This window comes from Bradyrhizobium sp. CCGB01 (assembly GCF_024199795.1).
GTDB lineage: Bacteria > Pseudomonadota > Alphaproteobacteria > Rhizobiales > Xanthobacteraceae > Bradyrhizobium.
In genome coordinates, this window is sequence record NZ_JANADK010000001.1 from 5,037,948 (window position 1) to 5,057,430 (window position 19,483).

Consider the following 19,483-nt stretch of genomic DNA (forward strand, 5'->3'; position numbering starts at 1 on the left):
CCGCCATGCCCAAATTTTCCAGCAAGCGCCGTGTCAATCACAGCGCATCCGAGATGTTTGATCTGGTCGCGGACGTCGAGCGCTACCCGGAGTTCGTGCCGCTGTGCAGCGCGCTCAAAGTCCGTCAGCGCATGGCGAAACCCGACGGCACCGAGGTGCTGGTCGCGGACATGACGGTCTCGTTCAAGCTGGTCAAGGAGTCCTTCACCAGCCGCGTGACGCTCGACCGCGCCAATCTGAAAATCCTGGTCGAATATCTGCAAGGTCCCTTCAGTAATCTCGAAAATCGCTGGACGTTCGAGCCCAAGGGCCAACAGGAGGGCGAGCGCGTCTGTGACGTCGGTTTCTTCCTCGCCTACGAGTTCAGGAGCCGCATGCTGGCGATACTGATGGGCTCGATGTTCGACGCCGCGTTCGCGCGGTTCTCCATTGCGTTCGAGAAGCGGGCGGATGCGATCTACGGCCGGCCGAAGCTGGCGTCGTCGTAAGGGTACCTGTAGCCCGGATGGAGCGAAGCGAAATCCGGGGCAACTCTTACGCGGGCAAAGCGGTCCCGGATTGCGCTTCGCTCCATCCGGGCTACGAAGACTTCAATCCACCGCCTTCACCACATCCGGCGGCTGCGAGGCATAATACGCCGCAGCCTGCTCGATCTCCTGCGGCGTCATCGCGCGCGCGATGTTGCGCATCTGCTGGCTGATGTCGTTGCGCCGCTCGCCGGACGCGAAGGCCTGGAGCTGGGCCTTCATGTAGGCCTCGGATTGGCCTTCGAGCCACGGACTGCCGGTCTTGTTGTCGAGGCTGCCATGGCAGGAGCCGCAGGGCGCGATCCCGCGCATCGGCGCGCCGTAGATGACGATGTTGGGCTTCGGCAGCTGCGGCGTCGGGTGATAGGCCGGAAGCCGCGGCAGATAGGCGTAATAGTTCGAGAGATCGGTGATCTCCTGATCCGTCAGATTGACGGCGAACGGCGACATCACGGCGTTGCTGCGCGCGCCGGTGCGGAAATCGTGCAGCTCCTTGTAGATCACGGCGGCATACTGGCCGGCGAGATTGGGCGAGTCCGCGCGGCTGACGCCGGTCGGCCCGTGGCAGATCGCGCAACGCTGCGCCAGCGTCGCGCCACGGCCGATCGCCTCCTGGCTCGGACGTGACAGCGTGTTCGACGTGAGCACGACCCCGGACAGGCGCTTGCTTTGCTCGGGTGCCGTGACGCTTGCCGCGCGTTGCGGCACGCCGGCGGCGCTGCAGATCGCATCCCAGACATTGGCAAACTGCACCCAGGGCTGCGCGAAGGGCAGCACGATGAAGCCGACAATCGTGGTCACGATCAGGATCGCAGCGGTGATGCCGACGCCATTCGTGAAATGGCGGTTACGAAAGGTAAAGAGGTCGCGCGTGCTCATCACTGCGCCCCCACATAGACGGCCGGCACCGATGTTCCTTCGGTCGTCGCCAAGGTGAAGATCGGGTAGCCGTAGTTGGTGATGGTCAGCGCGATCATCAGCACGACCCACAGCGCGTGTGTGTTGAGCGCGACCGGCACGGTCGCCGGCTGGTGCACGGCCAGCGCAAAGCGGTACGGGCCGGCGTCAACCTGGGGCGCGCGCATGCCGCGCGCCAGGATGACGATGAACATGATGCCCGACGCCAGCAGGATGAAGCCGCCGATCGCAGAGAAAGTGACCGAGAGCGCCTGCGGCGCGATCGCGGGATCGCCGAAGTCGAAATAGGCCATGCGGCGCGGCATGCCGAGAATGCCGACCCAGTGCCACGGGAAGGTCGTGACGATCATGCCGACGAACCACAGCCAGAGCTGGGTGCGGATCAGGCGGACATCGATCAGCTCGCGCCCGGTCAGATGCGGCCACAGGTCGTAGGCGATCGCAAAATACATGATCACGATGGCGCCGCCGAAGATCAGGTGGAAATGGCCGGTGATCCACTGCGTGTTGTGGATCGACGCATCGAGCTGGTAGCTCATGTTGATGAGCCCGCCGGCGCCGCCGAAGCCGAGCATGACGAACGAAAACGCCAGCGCCAGCATCATCGGATTGTCCCAGGGCAGGGCCCTGACCCAGCCAAACACCCCGCGGCCGCCGCGCAGGCGCGCCGCGATCTCGACGGACGCGCAGATCGTGAACACGGTGAGCAGCGTCGGCAGCGCGACCAGCGCCGTGAAGGCCGAGTGGATGAACTTGAAGCCGGCGCCGACCTGCGGGTCGGCAAAGGTGTGGTGCATGCCGATCGGCATCGCCACCACCAGGAACAGGATGAAGGAAATCCGCGCCATGCTGTCGGAATAGACGCGGCCGCCGATCGCGCGCGGCACGATGGTGTAATAGGCGATGTAGGTCGGCATCAGCCAGAAATAGACGATGGCGTGCAGCGTCCAGGAGAAGAACACGCGGGCGAGGCCGGCATCGATCGTGGCCTTCAGGCCTGCCGCAACCGGAATGATCTGCAGCAGCAGCTCGAGCGCGGCGCCAACCGCGGTCCAGGCCCACAGATACGAGCCCGCGACATTGGCGAACATCGCCAGCGGCACCGGCGCGCCGGGATGGGCCTTGCGCCAGACGCGCAGATTGATCGACATCAGCGCGACCCAGATCCAGGAGCCGACCACGACCAGCACGACGCCGAGGTAGTAGAAGACGTTGCCGATCAGCGGCGGGTAGAAGGTGTAGAGCACCGAGGCGCGGCCGAGCGCGACCGGGACCATCGCCATGATTGCGCCGGCCACGATCAGCCAGAAGCCGGCCCAGGCCCAGCGCACGCCGACCAGGCGCTGCTCCAGCGCGGACTCGCTGATGGCATAGCCGAAGCCCATCGCGACCAGCGTCGGGAAGACGTAGCCCATCACCGTGCCGTGCGCGGTCAGCGAACGGTAATAGAGCTCGGGATTGGACAGCCAGGTTCCGATCGGGCTGCGGATGAACATCTGCCAGGCGCCGAGCGTGAGCGCGACGCCGAATACGGCGAAGGCCAGCCAGAAATGCGCGAGGATGAGCTTCCTATTCGCCAACACAGCTCAGCCTCCCGCCACCCTTCGCACGGTTTGCGAATTCGGTCTTGTCGATCACCTTCACCTTGCCCCACATGCCCTCGTGGCCGAAGGAGCAAAACTCCTGGCAGGGCATCAGATAGTCGCCGGTCTTCGTGAAGCGCATGAGCTGCTCGGAGATGTAGCCCGGCACCAGCATGGTGTTGATATTGGTGCCCTGGACCAGGATGCCGTGCACGACGTCGGCGCTGGTAGCGCGCAGCGTGATCGGCGTGTCCGCGGGCACCACGATGCAGGCCGGCGTGAAGGAATATTGCTGGCCGATCGCGCGCACCGTCACATTGCCGTTGGCCTCCAGCACGCTGCCGAGATTGCTTTCGACGAACTCGCCTGAGAGATGCAGCCGCGACGGGTCTGTGGTCTCGACGCGCGGCTGCGGCATGGTCGCGCGATGAATCCCGGCGAAGGCCGCGAGCAGCGCCATCATCACGATGATGATCACGGCGATGGTGGCCCAGCGCCGCTCGACGCGGGCGGCGACCTCGGCGCTACCGTGGGTGTCCTCGACGCTCATTGCAGCGACCCGCGCGGCAGGAAGACGAACAGATAGAACGCAAGCCACATCGCGACGACGCAGGCCGTGGCGATGCCGGCGACCACGATCGCACCTGATGGTCCGGCGGCAACGACTTCCTCGACGGCCTGGTCGGCGGCGGCTGGGCTGGTCGGCGGATCGGAATTGAACATGATGGACCTTTGGCGGATCTCAGTTCAGCGGAGCGGAGCGCAGCTCGTTGGCCTCGCGGGCCGAGACCGGCGTGCCGCGATTGCCCCAGGCGGTGCGGATGTAGGAGACGACGGCGGCGACCTCGTTGTCGGAGAGGAGGCCGGCGAAGGGCGGCATGCCGTAGGGCATCGGGTTACCCTTGGTGCCCGGCGGATAGCCGCCGTTGAGCACCATGCGGATCGGATTGACCGCCGACTGCATCTCGATCGACTGGTTGTTGGCGAGCGGCGGCCAGTGCGGCGGCTTGCCTTCACCCTGGAGGCCGTGACAGCTCGCGCAGTTCTTGTCGTAGACGGTCTTGCCGAGGCTGATCAGCAGGCTGCTCTCGGTCGTCGGCAGCGCAGAGCTCGGCGGCGGCGAAGGCGAGGGCTCCGCTATGCCCTTGAGGTACACCGCCATCGCCCGGGTGTCCTCGTCGTTGAGATATTGCAGGCTGTTGTGCACGACCTCGGCCATTGGACCGTAAACGACGCCGCGCATTGAGACGCCGGTCTGGAGCAGGTCGGTGATGTCCTTGATGCTCCAGTCGCCGAGGCCAGCCTCGCGATTGGAGGTGAGCGAGGGCGCGTACCAGTTCTGCATCGGGATCAGGCCGCCCTTGAAGGCGTCCGATTGCGAGGTGCCGCCGAGCGCGTTGATCGGCGAATGGCACATGCTGCAATGGCCGAGGCCCTCGACCAGATAAGCGCCGCGATTCCATTCCGCCGACTTGCCCGGATCCGGCTTGAATTCGCCCTCGCGGAAGTACAGCGTGCGCCAACCCAGGATGAGCTGACGGTTGTCATAGGGGAAGCGCAGCTCGTGCGGCTTGTTCTTCTGGCTCACCGGTGCGATCGAGCGCAGATAGGCGAAGATCGCGTCGCTGTCGGCGCGCGTGACCTTGGTGTAGGACGCAAACGGCATCGCCGGATAGATCAGCCCGCCGTCGGGAAAGCGGCCGCTATGCATGGTCTTGTAGAAGTCGTCGGCGCTCCATTTCCCGATCCCGGTATCGGGGTCCGGCGTGATGTTGGAGGTGTAGAGCGTACCGAACGGGGTCGGCATGGCGCGGCCGCCGGCGAACAGGCGGCCTTCCGGCGCGGTGTGGCAAGCGGTGCAATCGCCGGCACGCGCAAGATATTCGCCGCGCGCGATGATGTCGCTCTTGTCCTGCGCCTGCGCTGCCGTGGTGAGCGCGGCGAGAGCGAGAAGCGTGATCGACAGTTTCGAGCCCATCATCCGCCTCGTCAGTTGGGCTGGCTGCCGCAGCCGAAAGGCAGCGCATAGGTGCCTTTCGGCACGGGGGCCGGGTTGGCGGGCGCGGGCCGCGTCGCGAGCCAGGCCGCAACGGCGGTCACATCGGCTTCCGTCAGATGGCCTGCAACCAGCTGCATGCAGTCGGGCGATTTGGCGGTGCGCGTGCCGTAGCGCCAGCCGCCAAGCTGCGCGCTGACGTAAGCGGCGCGCAAGCCCAGCAGGCCGGGGATGCCGGGCTGCATGCCCGTGAGTCCCGGGCCATGACAGCTCACGCACGCCGGTATGTTGCGGCCGGCATCACCGCTGGTCGCGAGCAGCTCGCCCTGCGCCAGGACCTCCTTGCTGACCTCGCTCGGCGCGGGCGGCGGCAGCGGCGGATGCTCGCTGGCGAAATATTCGGCCATCGCCTCCAGATACGGATCAGGCAGGAACTCCAGCAGATAATTCATCGGCGGGTATTTGCGCCGGCCGCTGCGGAAGGCGAGGAGCTGGTTGTAGAGATAGCCGGCCGGCTTGCCGGCAAGGCGCGGGAAATAGACGTCGCTGGTGCCTTCGCCCTTGTTGCCGTGACAGGGCGTGCACGCCTCCACCCGCGCCGCCATCGTATCCGGCGGCTGGTTGGCCGTTTGGGCGGCCGCACCATCAATGGCGGCCAAGGTAGCAATGGCGATTGCCAGTGCAGCGTCGCGAGCGAACACGCCGTCGCCCTCCAGAAAGCGGACCGGGTTGATTCCCGGTCACAACGTAGAGCCGCATTATTGCGCCAGTATAGTCGCACGCAAGATGAGAAGGGAATGACGACGTTTGGTCGCGCTCTCGCACTGCGCATAATGGTCAATTTCGACAAATTTTGCGTGCTTTTTGAAAAGCAAACATGGGCGTGCAGTCTCGCGACGAATCTCGCCCGAGCTTTGCTTCATGGCACCGCCCTCAGGTGTCAGAGGGCGCAGGGAAGACCGGGTGCCGGCTGGCACCCGCGGTCCACTGTGCGTTAAGATGCGCTGGAAGAAGTTGCACAGCGGCATACAGGTGAAGCCACAACAACCGGCCTTCCCTGCGCAGTGGTTTTACGGCTTATGCCGAGCTCTCCCCGGGGAGCGATGCACTATTGCCCCCGTCGCCTTGCGGATGATCGATGTGCGCACCCGGTCGGGCCGCCGCATCACCGCAAAGGCTTGACGCACAGACCCCGGGCGTCAGGACGACACGGTTTTGCCGTACGCGAAAGCTGCACCGGTCGTGTGCGCGCGGTGTTCGCTCACGGTTTCCCGCCCTGCGATAGCCTTCGCGCCGGTGCTGCCTGCGTCCACCACCACTCATCCCGCGCTTCGTGACGATCGCGATGCGCCCCTCTGACCGGGATGAGGTGGCGCGACAATGCGACAAATCGGAAATTCGGTAAAGTGGAATATTTTTGCCGGCGGTGATTGACCCGGCAGATGGGTGTTTTGCCCATCGGGTAACACAAGAGTTCGTAGGGTGGATTAGCCGAAGGCGTGATCCACCCTGTCTGCAGCCGCGGAAGCAGAAGAGATGGATTACGCTTCGCTCATCCACCCTGCGGCACCGTTCGCGTCGAATGCATGCAGGTTCCCGATCGTTCTGCGCCGGGATCATTTCGCGCCGCCGCGAGTTTGCAACGGATTGTCCGCGTGGGAGGCCTCATGACCGTCAATTTCGACACGCTGAAAGCGTCGCTGGTCCTGTATGGGCTGAACGCGATCTACGCGATCCTGCTGCTGGCGATCGGCTGGTATCTGTCCGGCGCAATGCAGCGTTTCGTCACGCGCGTGTTGAACGTCGGGCACCGGATCGATCCGCTCGTGACCTTGTTCGTGTCCAGCGTCACACGCTATGGCGTGCTGGCGGTGGTCGGCATCGCCGTGCTTCAGCTGTTCGGCATCCAGACCGCAAGCCTCGTCGCCGTGCTGGGCGCGACGTCACTCGCCATTGGTCTGGCATTGCAGGGCACGCTGTCCAATCTCGCCGCCGGCGTCATGCTGCTGCTGTTCCGCCCCTTCCACATCGGCGACGACGTCGAGGTCGGCGGCAAGGCGGGGAAGGTCAAGTCGTTGTCGTTGTTCATGACCGAGCTGGTCGCGCCCGACAACACCCAGATCCTGTTGCCGAACGGACAGGTGTGGGGCGCGGCCATCATCAATCATAGCGCCTATCCCGGCACCGGCGAGGTCAAGGTGACGTTTCCGGTCAGGGCCGGATCGGTCAATGCGCTGGCTGCCCAGATCCTGCGGGAGCTGCGCGAAGATCCTCGCGTCGACGATCGCGCCGCGCCGTCGGTCAATGTGTCGAAGGTGATTGCAGCCGATCCCGCAGCCCCCGTCGTGGAATTGACCGTGAGCGCGAAGGTGAAGCCGTCCGACGCCGACGCGGTCAAGCAGCGCGTGCTCGATCACGCCAGCGCGCTGCTGGCGGCGTGAGACGTCCCATCGGCAAGCGCAGCTTCGCAGCCCGGAGGGACTTCACCCTCGCGGCGAGCGCGGCGATCTGCGCTTCACCGCGTGCCGGCGCGGCGAGCGGGTCACGCGGGGACGCAGGCGTGTTGCTGCGGTGGCGCGGCGCGGCTTGGTCTGGGCCTGCGGGCCGCGAGCAAGATCCATCAGCATGCGCAGCGCCTCGACCACCGAGCGCTGGCGCACGGCGGTGCGGCCGATCGCGCCGAAGCGATGCTCACGGTGGATGATGCGGCCGTCGCGCGCGGCAGCGGCGAAGTGCACGAGGCCGACGGGCTTGCCGGGCGTGGCGCCGCCGGGGCCGGCGATGCCGGTGATGGCAACCGCGAGATCGACGCCGGCGCGCTCCAGCGCACCGACTGCCATCGCGGTCGCGGTCTCCTTGCTGACGGCACCGAAATTGGTCAGCGTTCCAGCCTCGACCCCCAGCATCGCGCGCTTGGCGTCGTTGGAATAGGTGACGAAGCCGCGGTCGATGACATCAGAGGAGCCGGGGATGTCGGTCAGCGCGCCGGCCACGAGCCCGCCGGTGCAGGACTCCGCGGTCGCGATCGTCAGCTTGCGCCCCCGGCACAGATCGAGCAGCGAGCGGGAGAGGGCGCGTGCGTCGCTGCCGCCCATGATCCTACACGCTCCAGGGCAGGCGGATGGTGGCGCTCGCGGTGGCCGCGATGCCTTCCTCGCGGCCGGTGAAGCCGAGCCGCTCGCTGGTCGTCGCCTTCACTGCGATGCGGGAGATGTCGACCCCGGAGATCTCGGCGATGCGGGCGCGCATGGTGTCGCGCAGCGGGCCGATCTTCGGCCGCTCGCAGATCATCGTCACCTCGAGATTGGCGATACGGCCGCCGCGCTGGGTGACGCGCTCGATGGCGTATTTCAGGAACTGGTCGGAGGAGGCGCCCTTCCATTTCGCGTCGCTCGGCGGGAAGTGCGAACCGATGTCGCCATCGGCGAGCGCGCCGAGGATCGCGTCGACCAGCGCATGCAGGCCGACATCGCCGTCGGAATGCGCGAGGAAACCCTTCGTGTGCGGCACGCGCACGCCGCAGATCATGAGGTGGTCGCCTTCGCCGAAGGCGTGCACGTCATAGCCCGTGCCGGTCCTGATGTCGCCGAGCAGGCTGGCGAGGCGCGCTTCCTCGCGCACGAAGTCTTCGGGAGTGGTGAGCTTCATATTGGCAACATCGCCTTCAAAGGTTGCAACCGTCAATCCCGCCCATTCGGCAATCGCGGCATCGTCGGTGAAATCGCTGCGCCCGTCCTTTGCCGCGCGACGATGCGCCTCGAGGATGACGTCGAAACGAAAGGATTGCGGCGTCTGCGCGATTCGCAAGGAGGCCCGGTCCGGCGTGTCCTCGACATTGCCGCCCTCGCCGGTGACCTTGATCGTGTCGGTGACGGGGACGACGGGGAGCGCCGCACCGGTGCGGCTCGCCGCGTCGATCGCGCGGGAGATCACGCCTTCCGAGACGAAGGGGCGCGCGGCGTCGTGGATCAGCACGATGTCCGGCTGGTGCCTGGCGAGAGCTTCCAATCCGGCGAGCACCGAGGCCTGCCGGGTCGCGCCGCCGTTGGTCGGCGCCTCGTGCTTCAGGCCTGCGACCGCTTCCGTGAACATGGCGCTGTCGTCGGGGTTCACCACGGGCTGTACGGCAAACACGTCTGGGTGGCGGCTGAAGGCTTCCATTGCGCGATAGATCACGGGCACGCCGCCGATCTCGCGATATTGCTTGGGACCACCGGCGCCTGCCCGCAGGCCGCGTCCGGCCGCGACAAGGACGACTGCCGTGCGCTGTGATTTCGCCATAGGACTCAAATACTCAGTTGGTGATGAAGAGAGTCGGGGAGAGGGGTGATTGCCGCATGCCTCTAGCACGGCAGGCCCGCAAAAAAAGGGGGTTTCCCCGGATTGTGGGAAACAGCATTTTGCTGCACTGCACTTGAAAGATTTGCAGAACTGTCTAAACTGTAGGCATGACGCTTGACTGCACAAGAATTGTGCGCAAGATAGGTCATGGCAGGCGCGATGAGGCCCTGCCTACGCAACGAGACCCCTGTGACCGGCTCGGCAGTATCAGGCTCTAAGCCGTTGAAAATAGGCGATATCGAAGTCGCCGCCCCGGTCTTCCTGGCGCCGATGTCGGGGGTAACCGACTCGCCCGTCCGCCGGCTTGCCGCCGAGCTCGGCGCCGGTCTGGTCGTGTCCGAAATGACCGCCAGCGATGAGCTCGCGAATGGCCACAGGATGTCGCGGTTGCGCTGCGAAGCGACCGGGATCGGTCCGCACGTGGTCCAGCTCGCCGGCTGCGAGACACACTGGATGGCGGAGGGCGCCCGGATCGCCGAGGCGGAGGGCGCCGACATCATCGACATCAACATGGGCTGTCCGGCTCGCCACGTCACCGGCGGCCAGTCCGGCTCGGCCCTGATGCGCGACCTCGACCATGCCGTCAGCCTGATCGACGCGACCATCGCGGCGGTGAAGGTTCCGGTGACGCTGAAGATGCGGCTCGGCTGGGACGACCGTAGCCGCAACGCGCCGGAGCTGGCGCGCCGCGCGGAAGCTGCCGGCATCAAGCTCGTCACGGTCCATGGCCGCACCCGCTGCCAGTTCTACAAGGGCGAGGCCGACTGGGATGCGATCCGCGCCGTGCGCGAAGCGATCTCCATTCCCCTCGTCGTCAACGGCGACATCACCACTTACGAGAAGGCGCTCGCCGCGCTGGAGGCCTCCGGCGCCGACGCCGTGATGATCGGCCGCGGCGCGCAGGGCCAGCCCTGGCTGCCCGGCGAGATCGGCCGGCGCCTCAAGGGCGGAGCGGCTGAAGCCACGCCATCGCTCGCGACGCAGCTGCACTATGTCCGCACGCTCTATGAGGGCGTCTGCGCGCTGTACGGCCTGCGTATCGGCCTCAGGCATGCGCGCAAACATCTGGGCTGGGCGCTCGACGTCGCGGCCGATGCGAGCGGCGCGCCATTCGAGAAGCTGAAGGGGTGGCGCCAGAAGATCCTCACCTCCGAGGATCCGGGCCTGGTCCACCAGTCGCTGCAAGACGCATTCGACGACTTCGCATGGAGCGCTGCTGCATGAGCTCAGCCGCTGAACACCGCCGGCCGGCCGACAGCGATGCGATCCTGGATGCGCTGCCCAATCCCGTGCTCATGATCGGACCGGACGGCAAGATCGTCGCCGCCAACATCGCAACCGAAGCCTTCTTCGATATCTCGACCCAGTTCCTGAAGCGACAGTCGCTGAAAGAGCTGGTGCCGTTCGGCAGCCCCTTGCTGGCGCTGATCGACCAGGTGCGTTCGTCGAACTCGCCGGTCAACGAATACAAGGTCGATCTCGGCACGCCGCGCATGGGCGGCGACCGTCAGGTCGATCTGCATGTCGCCCCGCTGACGGAGCGGCCCGGCCATATCGTCGTGATGCTGCAGGAGCGCTCCATCGCCGACAAGATGGACCGCCAGCTCACCCATCGCAGCGCCGCGCGCTCGGTGATCGCGCTGGCCGCGATGCTGGCCCATGAGATCAAGAATCCGCTGTCCGGCATCCGCGGCGCGGCGCAGCTGCTCGAGCAACAGGCCTCGTCCGAGGACCGCATGCTGACGCGGCTGATCTGCGACGAGGCCGATCGCATCGTGACGCTGGTCGACCGCATGGAGGTGTTCGGCGACGAACGCCCCGTGGTGCGCGGCCCGGTCAACATCCATTCCGTGCTCGATCACGTGAAGCGGCTGGCGCAGTCGGGCTTTGCCCGCAACATCCGCTTCATCGAGGATTACGATCCCTCGCTCCCCCCGGTACTCGCGAACCAGGATCAGCTCGTCCAGGTGTTCCTCAACCTCGTGAAGAACGCCGCCGAAGCGCTGATCGACGTTCCCGACGCCGAGATCCAGCTCACCACCGCGTTCCGTCCCGGCGTGCGCCTGTCAGTCCCCGGTCAAAAATCCCGTGTATCCCTGCCGCTCGAATTCTGCGTGAAGGACAACGGACCAGGCGTGCCGGACGATCTTCTGCCCAACCTGTTCGATCCCTTCGTGACCACCAAGCAGACCGGCTCGGGTCTGGGCCTCGCGCTGGTCGCAAAGATCATCGGGGATCACGGGGGCATCATCGAATGCGAGTCTCAGCCGCGCAAGACCACCTTCCGCGTGCTGATGCCGATGTATTCCACATCGGTCAAACATGCCGATCAAAGCAGCCGCGACGGCTCTGCCGGGAAGTCGTCGTCTGCGTCACAGGGGGCGAAATGAGGATTAACGATGCCCGCAGGTAGCATTCTCGTTGCTGATGACGACACCGCCATCCGCACGGTTCTCAATCAGGCACTATCCCGCGCCGGCTACGAGGTCAGGCTTACCGGCAATGCCGCAACGCTGTGGCGCTGGGTCAGCCAGGGGGAGGGCGATCTTGTCATCACCGACGTGGTGATGCCCGACGAGAACGCCTTCGACCTGCTGCCGCGGATCAAGAAGATGCGGCCCAATTTGCCCGTCATCGTCATGAGTGCCCAAAACACCTTCATGACCGCGATCCGCGCGTCTGAACGGGGCGCGTATGAATATCTGCCAAAACCCTTCGATCTGAAGGAACTTATCGCCATCGTCGGCCGTGCGCTGGCCGAGCCGAAGGAGCGGGTCTCGACGCCGGACGAGGACGCCGAGATGGAGGCGATCCCGCTGGTCGGCCGCTCGCCGGCGATGCAGGAAATCTACCGCGTGCTGGCGCGCCTGATGCAGACCGACCTCACCGTGATGATCACGGGCGAGTCCGGCACCGGCAAGGAACTGGTGGCGCGCGCGCTGCACGATTACGGCAAGCGCCGCAACGGCCCGTTCGTCGCGGTCAACATGGCGGCGATCCCGCGTGACCTCATCGAGTCCGAGCTGTTCGGCCATGAGCGCGGTGCCTTCACCGGCGCCAACACCCGCGCCTCCGGCCGGTTCGAGCAGGCCGAGGGCGGCACGCTGTTCCTCGACGAGATCGGCGACATGCCGATGGAGGCGCAGACCCGCCTGCTGCGCGTGCTCCAGCAGGGCGAATACACCACCGTTGGCGGCCGCACCCCGATCAAGACCGACGTGCGGATCGTCGCGGCCTCCAACAAGGACCTGCGCGTCCTGATCCAGCAGGGCCTGTTCCGCGAAGACCTGTTCTTCCGCCTCAACGTCGTGCCGCTGCGGCTGCCGCCCTTGCGCGAGCGCATCGAGGACCTGCCGGACCTCGTGCGGCACTTCTTCACGCTGGCCGAGAAGGACGGCCTGCCGCCGAAGAAGCTGGACGCGCTGGCGCTGGAGCGGATGAAGCAGCACCGCTGGCCCGGCAACGTGCGCGAGCTCGAGAACCTCGCGCGGCGCCTCGCCGCGCTCTATCCGCAGGACGTGATCACGGGCTCGGTCATCGACGGCGAGCTCGCGCCGCCCACGGTCAGCCCCGGCGCCACAGTCCCGCAGGGCGTCGACAATCTCGGTGGTGCCGTGGAGGCTTATCTGTCCTCGCACTTCCAGGGTTTCCCGAACGGCGTGCCGCCGCCGGGCCTTTATCACCGCATCCTCAAGGAGATCGAGGTGCCGCTGCTCACGGCTGCGCTTGCCGCCACCCGCGGCAACCAGATCCGCGCCGCCGACCTGCTCGGCCTCAACCGCAACACGCTGCGGAAGAAGATCCGGGATCTCGATATCCAGGTCTATCGGAGCGGGGGCTAGTCTTCCCGAACGGACGGTGGCTCAGCTCCCCCTACCAAAGCGGAGCTGAGCCTGTCCGGATCGCGTTGGCCGTTGTGGCTGACGCGGTGAGGAAAAGTCCGAATCGGGCCGAAACGTTCCGTTGGAACGTATGAATTGTCATTTAACCGCGGCGCGCTGCGTCGCGCTCATCTGACCAGCCGGCCAGAGACGGGCACGGCGCTGGCGACGCTCGCCGGCGGCTCTTGCACCCCGATGCCGTTGACGAGGAGATCGGCGGCCACGATCAGCAGCAGCACGGCCGACACCATTATCGCGAGAAAGAACCTGTCCATGCCGGTCAAGCCGCATGGGGCGGAATCCGTTCCCGCAAGCGAGGGCTGCCAAAACAGCGGCCTGTGGATGCGCCGGTCCGCCGCGGCGGGGGCGCCGCGGAATTGTCGCAATTCGGCAACAATGTGGTACGAATACATCAGTATCCGCCCGCCGCGGACCCCGTTTTCAGCACCATTGCCGGAATGACCAGCGCAGATACCTCGGCCGCACACTTTGACACGGCCCCAGCGGAAGAGCCCCGGCGTTGGTCGGTACGGCGCTGGCTGGCGCCGCTTGCCGTCGCAATGGCGTTGCTGTCGGCGCTCCTGACCTTTCTGGTCCTGACTGGCCTGACGAAGATCGAGCCGACGCCGGAGGTGGTGCGCTCGTTCTACCTGATCAATGCGGCCACGATCCTGCTGCTGGTCGGCATCATCGTCCGCGAGCTCTGGCAGCTGATCCTGGCGCGTCGGCGGGGCCGGGCGGCGGCCCGCCTCCATGTCCAGATCGTCAGCCTGTTCTCGATCGTGGCGGTGCTGCCGGCGGTGCTGGTCGCCGTGGTTGCCAACGTCACCATCGAGCGCGGCCTCGACCGGCTGTTCTCCGGCCCGACCAAGGAGGTGATCCAGAATTCGCTGACGATCGCGCGTGCCTACATGCAGGACCACGCGCAGCTGATCCGCGGCGACATTCTCGGCATGGCCAATGACATTGCCCACGCCCGGCCGCTCTACGACCAGGACCGCCGCTCGTTCCGCGAGCTGCTGACCGCCAGCGCCGGCTCGCGCAATCTGCCGGGCGCGATGATCATCGACAAGAACACCAACATCCTGGAATCCGCCGACACCGGCATGCGGCTGGCCTATTCGCCGCCGGCGCCGGACTTCCTCAGCAACGTCAACGAATCCGAGCCCGAGATCGCGGTGCTGCCCGATGCGAGCTTCGTTGCCGCGGTGATCCGCCTGCGCGCCTTCAGCGACACCTTCCTCTATGTCGCGCGGCCGCTGGATCCGAATGTGGTTCAACAGCTCAAGCAGACCGAGGTCAGCGTCGCCGAATACGCCCAGATCGAGTCGCGCCGGCTCGGCATCCAGGTCGCCTTCGCCTTGATGTTCGCGGTGATCGCGCTGACCATCCTGATGGCCTCGGTCCTGATCGGCCTCAACTTCGCCAACTCGCTGGTCTCGCCGATCCGGCGGCTGATGAACGCGGCCCACACGGTCTCGACCGGCGACCTCCACGTGCAGGTGCCCGTGCACCAGTCCGAAGGCGATCTCGCCCAGCTGGGCGAGACCTTCAACAAGATGACGCAGGAATTGCGCAGCCAGCGCGACGAGCTCGTCAACGCCAGCGATCTCATCGACAGCCGTCGCCGCTTCATCGAGGCCGTGCTGTCCTCGGCGAGCGCCGGCATCATCGGCGTCGACACGTCAGGCAGCGTCGGCATCCTCAACCGCTCCGCCGAGAAGCTGATCGGGCACTCCGAAGCGGAGACGCTCGGCCATCCGCTGTCCGACGTGCTGCCCGAGCTCGACGAGATGATGAAGACGGCGCGGGAAGGGACCCAGCGCCTGGTGCAGGGCCAGATCACGATCACGCGCGACGGCACCGAGCGCAACCTGTCGGTCCGCGTCAGCGCCGAGAAGAACCAGCCGCACGACAGCTACATCATCACGCTCGACGACATCACCGAGCTGGTCTCGGCGCAGCGCACCTCGGCCTGGGGCGACGTCGCGCGCCGCATCGCCCACGAGATCAAGAACCCGCTGACGCCGATCCAGCTCTCGGCCGAACGCATCCGCCGCAAGTTCGGCAAGGACATCACCGAGACCAAGGACAAGCAGATCTTCGAGCAGTGCACCGACACCATTGTGCGCCAGGTCGACGATATCCGCCGCATGGTCGACGAGTTCTCGCGCTTCGCGCGGATGCCGAAGCCGGTGATGGAGGGCGAGGACGTCGCCGACACCGTGCGGCAGGCGGTGTTCCTGATGAAGGTCGCCCATCCCGAGATCGATATCGAGGCCGAGTTCAGGGACGATCCGCTGCGGGCCCAGTTCGACCGGCGGCTGATCTCGCAGGCGGTCACGAACATCGTCAAGAACGCGACCGAGGCGATCGAGCAGGTCCCGCCGGAGGAGCTCGGCAAGGGCCGCATCGACGTCGTGGTCTCGCGCGAGGGCGAGGACGTGCTGATCGACGTCATCGACAACGGCATCGGCCTGCCCAAGGTCGCGCGTTCGCGGCTCCTCGAGCCTTATGTGACGACACGCGCCAAGGGCACCGGCCTCGGCCTCGCGATCGTCGGCCGCGTGCTTGAAGACCATGGCGGTCGTATCGAGCTGAAGGATGCCTCCGACTTCCGGGAGGGCCAGCGCGGCGCGTGGATGCGGATGCGCTTTGCGATCTCCGGGGCTCCCCCGAAGAGCGAGGAGACCGGGCAGGCACCGACGGCCGCAAACGCGGTCACGGAAACCGCCAGGCCCCCTGAAACAGACAAGACCCCTGAAACAAAACAGCCGGCCGCCGAAACCAATGAGCCGGCTGAAAAGACCAATGATTCACCGAAAATCGAAGCCTCAACAGGCAGCTGACAAGACAGGCGCGACCCATGGCAAGTGAAATTCTGATTGTCGATGATGAGGCCGATATTCGGGATCTCGTCGCGGGCATTCTCGAAGACGAGGGTTTTGTCACGCGGACCGCGCGCGATAGCGACTCCGCGCTCGCCGAGATCGCCAACCGCAGGCCGCATCTGGTGTTTCTCGACATCTGGCTGCAGGGCTCCAAGCTCGACGGCTTGCAGCTACTGGAGCAGGTCAAGAAGGACAATGCCGACCTGCCGGTCGTGATGATCTCCGGCCACGGCAACATCGAGACCGCGGTCGCCGCGATCAAGCGCGGCGCCTACGACTTCATCGAGAAGCCGTTCAAGGCCGACCGGCTGATCCTGGTCGCGACCAGGGCGCTGGAGAATTCGCGGCTCAAGCGCGAGGTCAAGGAGCTGAAGCAGCTCGCGCCGAGCGCAAGCTCGCTCGTCGGCCGCTCGCCGAGCATGAACCAGCTGCGCCAGACCATCGAGCGCGCGGCCAAGGCCAACAGCCGCATCCTGATCGTCGGCCCTGCCGGCGCCGGCAAGGAGCTGACCGCGCGCACCCTGCATACGGCCTCGGGTCGCGCCGACGGTCCCTTCGTCGTCATCAACGCAGCCGCGATCACGCCCGAGCGCATGGAGCACGAGCTGTTCGGCGTCGAGCAGTCCAACGGCGAGCAGCCGCGCAAGCCCGGCGCGCTCGAGGAAGCCCATGGCGGCACGCTGTTCATCGACGAGATCGCGGACATGCCGCGCGAGACCCAGAACAAGATTTTGCGCGTGCTGGTCGAGCAGTCGTTCCAGCGCGTCGGCGGCACCTCCAAGGTGCAGGTCGACGTCCGCATCATCTCCTCGACCGCGCGCAATCTCGAAGAGGAGATCGCGGCCGGTCATTTCCGCGAGGACCTCTATCACCGGCTCTCGGTGGTGCCGATCCGCGTGCCCGCGCTGTCGGAGCGGCGCGAGGACATTCCGGAATTGATCGACTATTTCATGGAGCAGATCTCGGCCGGCAGCGGCCTGCCCAAGCGGCAGATCGGGCAGGACGCGATGGCGGTGCTGCAATCGCATGTCTGGCCAGGCAATGTACGCCAGCTCCGCAACAACGTTGAGAGAGTCATGATTCTGGCCGCGGGTGGACCGGAGGTGATCATCACCGCCGACATGCTGCCGCAGGACGTCGGCTCCATGGTGCCGGCCATGCCGACCAGCAACAACGGCGAGCACATCATGGGCCTGCCGCTGCGCGAAGCGCGCGAAGTGTTCGAGCGCGACTATTTGATTGCACAGATCAGCCGTTTTTCAGGAAATATTTCTCGCACGGCTGAGTTTGTTGGCATGGAACGCTCGGCGCTGCATCGGAAGTTGAAAGCGCTCGGCGTCGGCTAGAGCGTTTTCGCGTGAATGGCATACCGGCTCGCATACAGAAGGCCCATTAGCACAAGAATCTCGGGCGCCGCTTCAATGGGAACGGAAATGACTTGAGCGCCGCGACGTTGCGGCCGGGACGTCAGGGATAAGCGAGGAAAATCATCGATTTCCGTAGTTTTTCGGGGCAATTGGGCTTGGCCTGCCGCGTGAAGCGGCTTGCCTAATAACCCGTCCTGCCCTCTAATCGACCCGCTGTTCCTCCGAGGGGGATCTCATGAGGAACGGCAACCGGGTGAGACCCCATATTCTCAAAAGCGGGGCACAACCGGCGCAATAAAAAGAAACTCAAAGCGAGAAAAAAACAATGGCGGCAGACCGCGCACAAAACCTACAGGACACCTTCCTTAATCACGTTCGCAAAACCAAAACGCCACTGACGATCTTTCTGGTCAACGGAGTGAAGCTCCAGGGCATCGTGACCTGGTTCGACAATTTCTGTCTGCTACTTCGGCGCGACGGTCACTCGCAGCTCGTGTACAAGCATGCGATCTCGACCATCATGCCGGGCGCTCCGATCCAGCTGTTCGAAGGCGGCGAGGATCAGCCGGCTTGAGAGTGATCTGATTGGAACCCCGGAATTTCGACGGGGAGGCCGACCGTCCGCGGGCGGCCGGGGCTAAGCAGACCGGGCGGGTGCTTGTCATCGGCCCCTACTTGCGGGTGCGTGCGGGAAGCGCCGACGCGCAATCGGAAAGCCATGTCCAGCGAGACGCCGAGGCCCGGCTCGACGAAGCCGCAGGCCTCGCGCGTGCGATCGATCTCGTCATAGCCGAGGCCATCATCGCGCCCATCAGCCAGATCAGGCCCGCGACCTATATTGGCAAAGGCAAGGTCGAGGAGATCGCGGGGCTGATCAAGACCCTCGACGTCGAGCTCGTGGTGATGGATTGCGCGCTGGCGCCGATCCAGCAGCGCAATCTCGAGAAGGAGTTGCACGCCAAGGTGCTCGACCGCACCGGGCTCATCCTGGAAATCTTCGGCCGCCGCGCCAAGACCAGGGAAGGCTCGCTTCAGGTCGAGCTTGCGCATCTCAACTACCAGCGCTCGCGCCTGGTGCGGTCGTGGACCCATCTGGAGCGCCAGCGCGGCGGTTTCGGATTCATGGGCGGTCCCGGCGAGACGCAGATCGAGGCCGACCGCCGCCTGATCCAGGAGCGTATCTCCAAGCTCGAGGGCGAACTGAAGAAGGTGCAGGCGACGCGGCGCCTGCATCGCGCGGGACGCCAGCGCGTGCCGTATCGCGTCGTCGCTCTGGTCGGCTACACCAACGCCGGCAAGTCGACACTGTTCAACCGCCTGACCCGCGCCGACGTCCAAGCTGCCGACATGCTGTTCGCGACGCTCGATCCGACCCTGCGCGCGCTCACCCTGCCGCATGGCGGCAAGGCGATGCTGTCCGACACCGTCGGCTTCATCTCCAACCTGCCGACGCAGCTCGTCGCTGCCTTCCGCGCCACGCTGGAAGAGGTGCTGGAAGCGGACGTCATCCTGCATGTGCGCGACATCTCGCACGAGGATGCCGAGGCCCAGCAGAGCGACGTCGACGCCGTGCTGCGCCAGCTCGGTATCAATCCTGACGACAGCGGCCGCATCATCGAGGTCTGGAACAAGATCGACCGCTACGATGCCGAACAGCGCGAAGAGCTCTTGAACATCGCCGCGCGCAGGCCGGAAGATCATCCGGCGATGCTGGTCTCGGCCGTATCGGGCGAGGGCATCGATACGCTGCTGGCCGCGATCGAGGAGCGGTTGGCGGCAAAACGCACCACGCTCGATCTCTCCATCGACGCCGCCGACGGCGCCGGCATCAGCTGGCTGCACCGCAATTCCGAGGTGCTGGCCAAGGAGCTGCACGACGGCCGCTTCGACATGACGGTGCGGGTGGACGAGACCAAACGCGATATCGTGGTGAACCGGTTCGACGCGGTGCCGCGTCTGTCGGCGTAAGACGCCCTCGT

At 65.6% G+C, this 19,483-nt stretch carries 18 protein-coding genes; 9 read left to right on the plus strand and 9 right to left on the minus strand.

Features of this window, described 5'->3' with window-relative positions:
• Positions 1–5 precede the first annotated feature (5 nt).
• Complete coding sequence (locus NLM25_RS23230; RefSeq protein WP_254138534.1) at positions 6–488, plus strand: type II toxin-antitoxin system RatA family toxin; 483 nt, start codon at positions 6–8, stop codon at positions 486–488.
• 102 nt (positions 489–590) lie between these two features.
• Here NLM25_RS23230 and NLM25_RS23235 read toward each other — a convergent pair whose 3' ends face one another.
• Genes NLM25_RS23235 through NLM25_RS23260 form a run of 6 tightly spaced genes read right to left on the minus strand, consistent with a single transcriptional unit; the run spans position 591 to position 5,725 of the window.
• Positions 591–1,406: a cytochrome c gene (locus tag NLM25_RS23235; protein ID WP_254138535.1), complete on the minus strand. Its 816-nt coding sequence runs from the start codon at positions 1,404–1,406 to the stop codon at positions 591–593.
• The gene (locus NLM25_RS23240) at positions 1,406–3,028 is read right to left on the minus strand and encodes a b(o/a)3-type cytochrome-c oxidase subunit 1 (protein WP_254138536.1); all 1,623 of its coding nucleotides are present in this window, start codon (positions 3,026–3,028) and stop codon (positions 1,406–1,408) included. Before NLM25_RS23240 ends, NLM25_RS23235 begins: the two co-directional genes overlap by 1 nt.
• Complete coding sequence (locus NLM25_RS23245) at positions 3,015–3,578, minus strand: cytochrome C oxidase subunit II (RefSeq protein ID WP_254138537.1); 564 nt, start codon at positions 3,576–3,578, stop codon at positions 3,015–3,017. The genes NLM25_RS23240 and NLM25_RS23245 overlap by 14 nt, the downstream gene beginning before the upstream one ends.
• Positions 3,575–3,751, minus strand: coding sequence for a hypothetical protein (locus NLM25_RS23250; RefSeq protein ID WP_254138538.1), 177 nt, complete (start codon positions 3,749–3,751; stop codon positions 3,575–3,577). Before NLM25_RS23250 ends, NLM25_RS23245 begins: the two co-directional genes overlap by 4 nt.
• A 19-nt stretch (positions 3,752–3,770) precedes the next feature.
• The gene (locus NLM25_RS23255; protein WP_254141243.1) at positions 3,771–5,006 is read right to left on the minus strand and encodes a cytochrome c; all 1,236 of its coding nucleotides are present in this window, start codon (positions 5,004–5,006) and stop codon (positions 3,771–3,773) included.
• An 11-nt stretch (positions 5,007–5,017) separates the two neighbouring features.
• Positions 5,018–5,725 (minus strand): c-type cytochrome, encoded by a 708-nt coding sequence (locus NLM25_RS23260; RefSeq protein WP_254138539.1) that lies wholly within the window; start codon positions 5,723–5,725, stop codon positions 5,018–5,020.
• 966 nt (positions 5,726–6,691) lie between these two features.
• On the opposite strand from NLM25_RS23260, the gene NLM25_RS23265 reads away from it, so the two are divergent.
• Positions 6,692–7,465 (plus strand): mechanosensitive ion channel family protein, encoded by a 774-nt coding sequence (locus NLM25_RS23265; RefSeq protein WP_254138540.1) that lies wholly within the window; start codon positions 6,692–6,694, stop codon positions 7,463–7,465.
• A gap of 42 nt (positions 7,466–7,507) precedes the next feature.
• Here the strand turns inward: NLM25_RS23265 and NLM25_RS23270 are convergent, their stop codons facing one another.
• Complete coding sequence (locus tag NLM25_RS23270; RefSeq protein ID WP_254119375.1) at positions 7,508–8,119, minus strand: CinA family protein; 612 nt, start codon at positions 8,117–8,119, stop codon at positions 7,508–7,510.
• Positions 8,120–8,123: 4 nt separating this feature from the next.
• Complete coding sequence (locus NLM25_RS23275) at positions 8,124–9,305, minus strand: bifunctional 2-C-methyl-D-erythritol 4-phosphate cytidylyltransferase/2-C-methyl-D-erythritol 2,4-cyclodiphosphate synthase (RefSeq protein ID WP_254138541.1); 1,182 nt, start codon at positions 9,303–9,305, stop codon at positions 8,124–8,126.
• Between the two features lie 282 nt (positions 9,306–9,587).
• Between NLM25_RS23275 and dusB the strand changes: the two genes are divergently transcribed.
• Genes dusB through ntrC form a run of 3 tightly spaced genes read left to right on the plus strand, consistent with a single transcriptional unit; the run spans position 9,588 to position 13,207 of the window.
• Positions 9,588–10,589: a tRNA dihydrouridine synthase DusB gene (gene dusB, locus NLM25_RS23280; protein ID WP_254141244.1), complete on the plus strand. Its 1,002-nt coding sequence runs from the start codon at positions 9,588–9,590 to the stop codon at positions 10,587–10,589.
• The gene (locus tag NLM25_RS23285; RefSeq protein WP_254119379.1) at positions 10,586–11,755 is read left to right on the plus strand and encodes a nitrogen regulation protein NR(II); all 1,170 of its coding nucleotides are present in this window, start codon (positions 10,586–10,588) and stop codon (positions 11,753–11,755) included. The genes dusB and NLM25_RS23285 overlap by 4 nt, the downstream gene beginning before the upstream one ends.
• A 9-nt stretch (positions 11,756–11,764) precedes the next feature.
• The gene (gene ntrC, locus NLM25_RS23290) at positions 11,765–13,207 is read left to right on the plus strand and encodes a nitrogen regulation protein NR(I) (protein ID WP_254138542.1); all 1,443 of its coding nucleotides are present in this window, start codon (positions 11,765–11,767) and stop codon (positions 13,205–13,207) included.
• 167 nt (positions 13,208–13,374) lie between these two features.
• Here the strand turns inward: ntrC and NLM25_RS23295 are convergent, their stop codons facing one another.
• On the minus strand, positions 13,375–13,521 hold the full coding sequence (locus tag NLM25_RS23295; protein WP_254138543.1) for a hypothetical protein: 147 nt from the start codon (positions 13,519–13,521) through the stop codon (positions 13,375–13,377).
• 183 nt (positions 13,522–13,704) lie between these two features.
• Between NLM25_RS23295 and NLM25_RS23300 the strand changes: the two genes are divergently transcribed.
• The 4 genes from NLM25_RS23300 to hflX all read left to right on the plus strand — a co-directional run bounded on the left by NLM25_RS23300 (position 13,705) and on the right by hflX (position 19,472).
• On the plus strand, positions 13,705–16,095 hold the full coding sequence (locus tag NLM25_RS23300) for a PAS domain-containing sensor histidine kinase (RefSeq protein WP_254138544.1): 2,391 nt from the start codon (positions 13,705–13,707) through the stop codon (positions 16,093–16,095).
• A 17-nt stretch (positions 16,096–16,112) separates the two neighbouring features.
• Positions 16,113–17,483, plus strand: coding sequence for a sigma-54 dependent transcriptional regulator (locus NLM25_RS23305; RefSeq protein WP_254119386.1), 1,371 nt, complete (start codon positions 16,113–16,115; stop codon positions 17,481–17,483).
• A 346-nt stretch (positions 17,484–17,829) separates the two neighbouring features.
• Entirely contained in the window at positions 17,830–18,078 is a 249-nt protein-coding gene (gene hfq / locus NLM25_RS23310) for an RNA chaperone Hfq (protein WP_007591126.1), read from the plus strand.
• 11 nt (positions 18,079–18,089) lie between these two features.
• Complete coding sequence (gene hflX / locus NLM25_RS23315; protein ID WP_254138545.1) at positions 18,090–19,472, plus strand: GTPase HflX; 1,383 nt, start codon at positions 18,090–18,092, stop codon at positions 19,470–19,472.
• Positions 19,473–19,483: the final 11 nt, after the last annotated feature.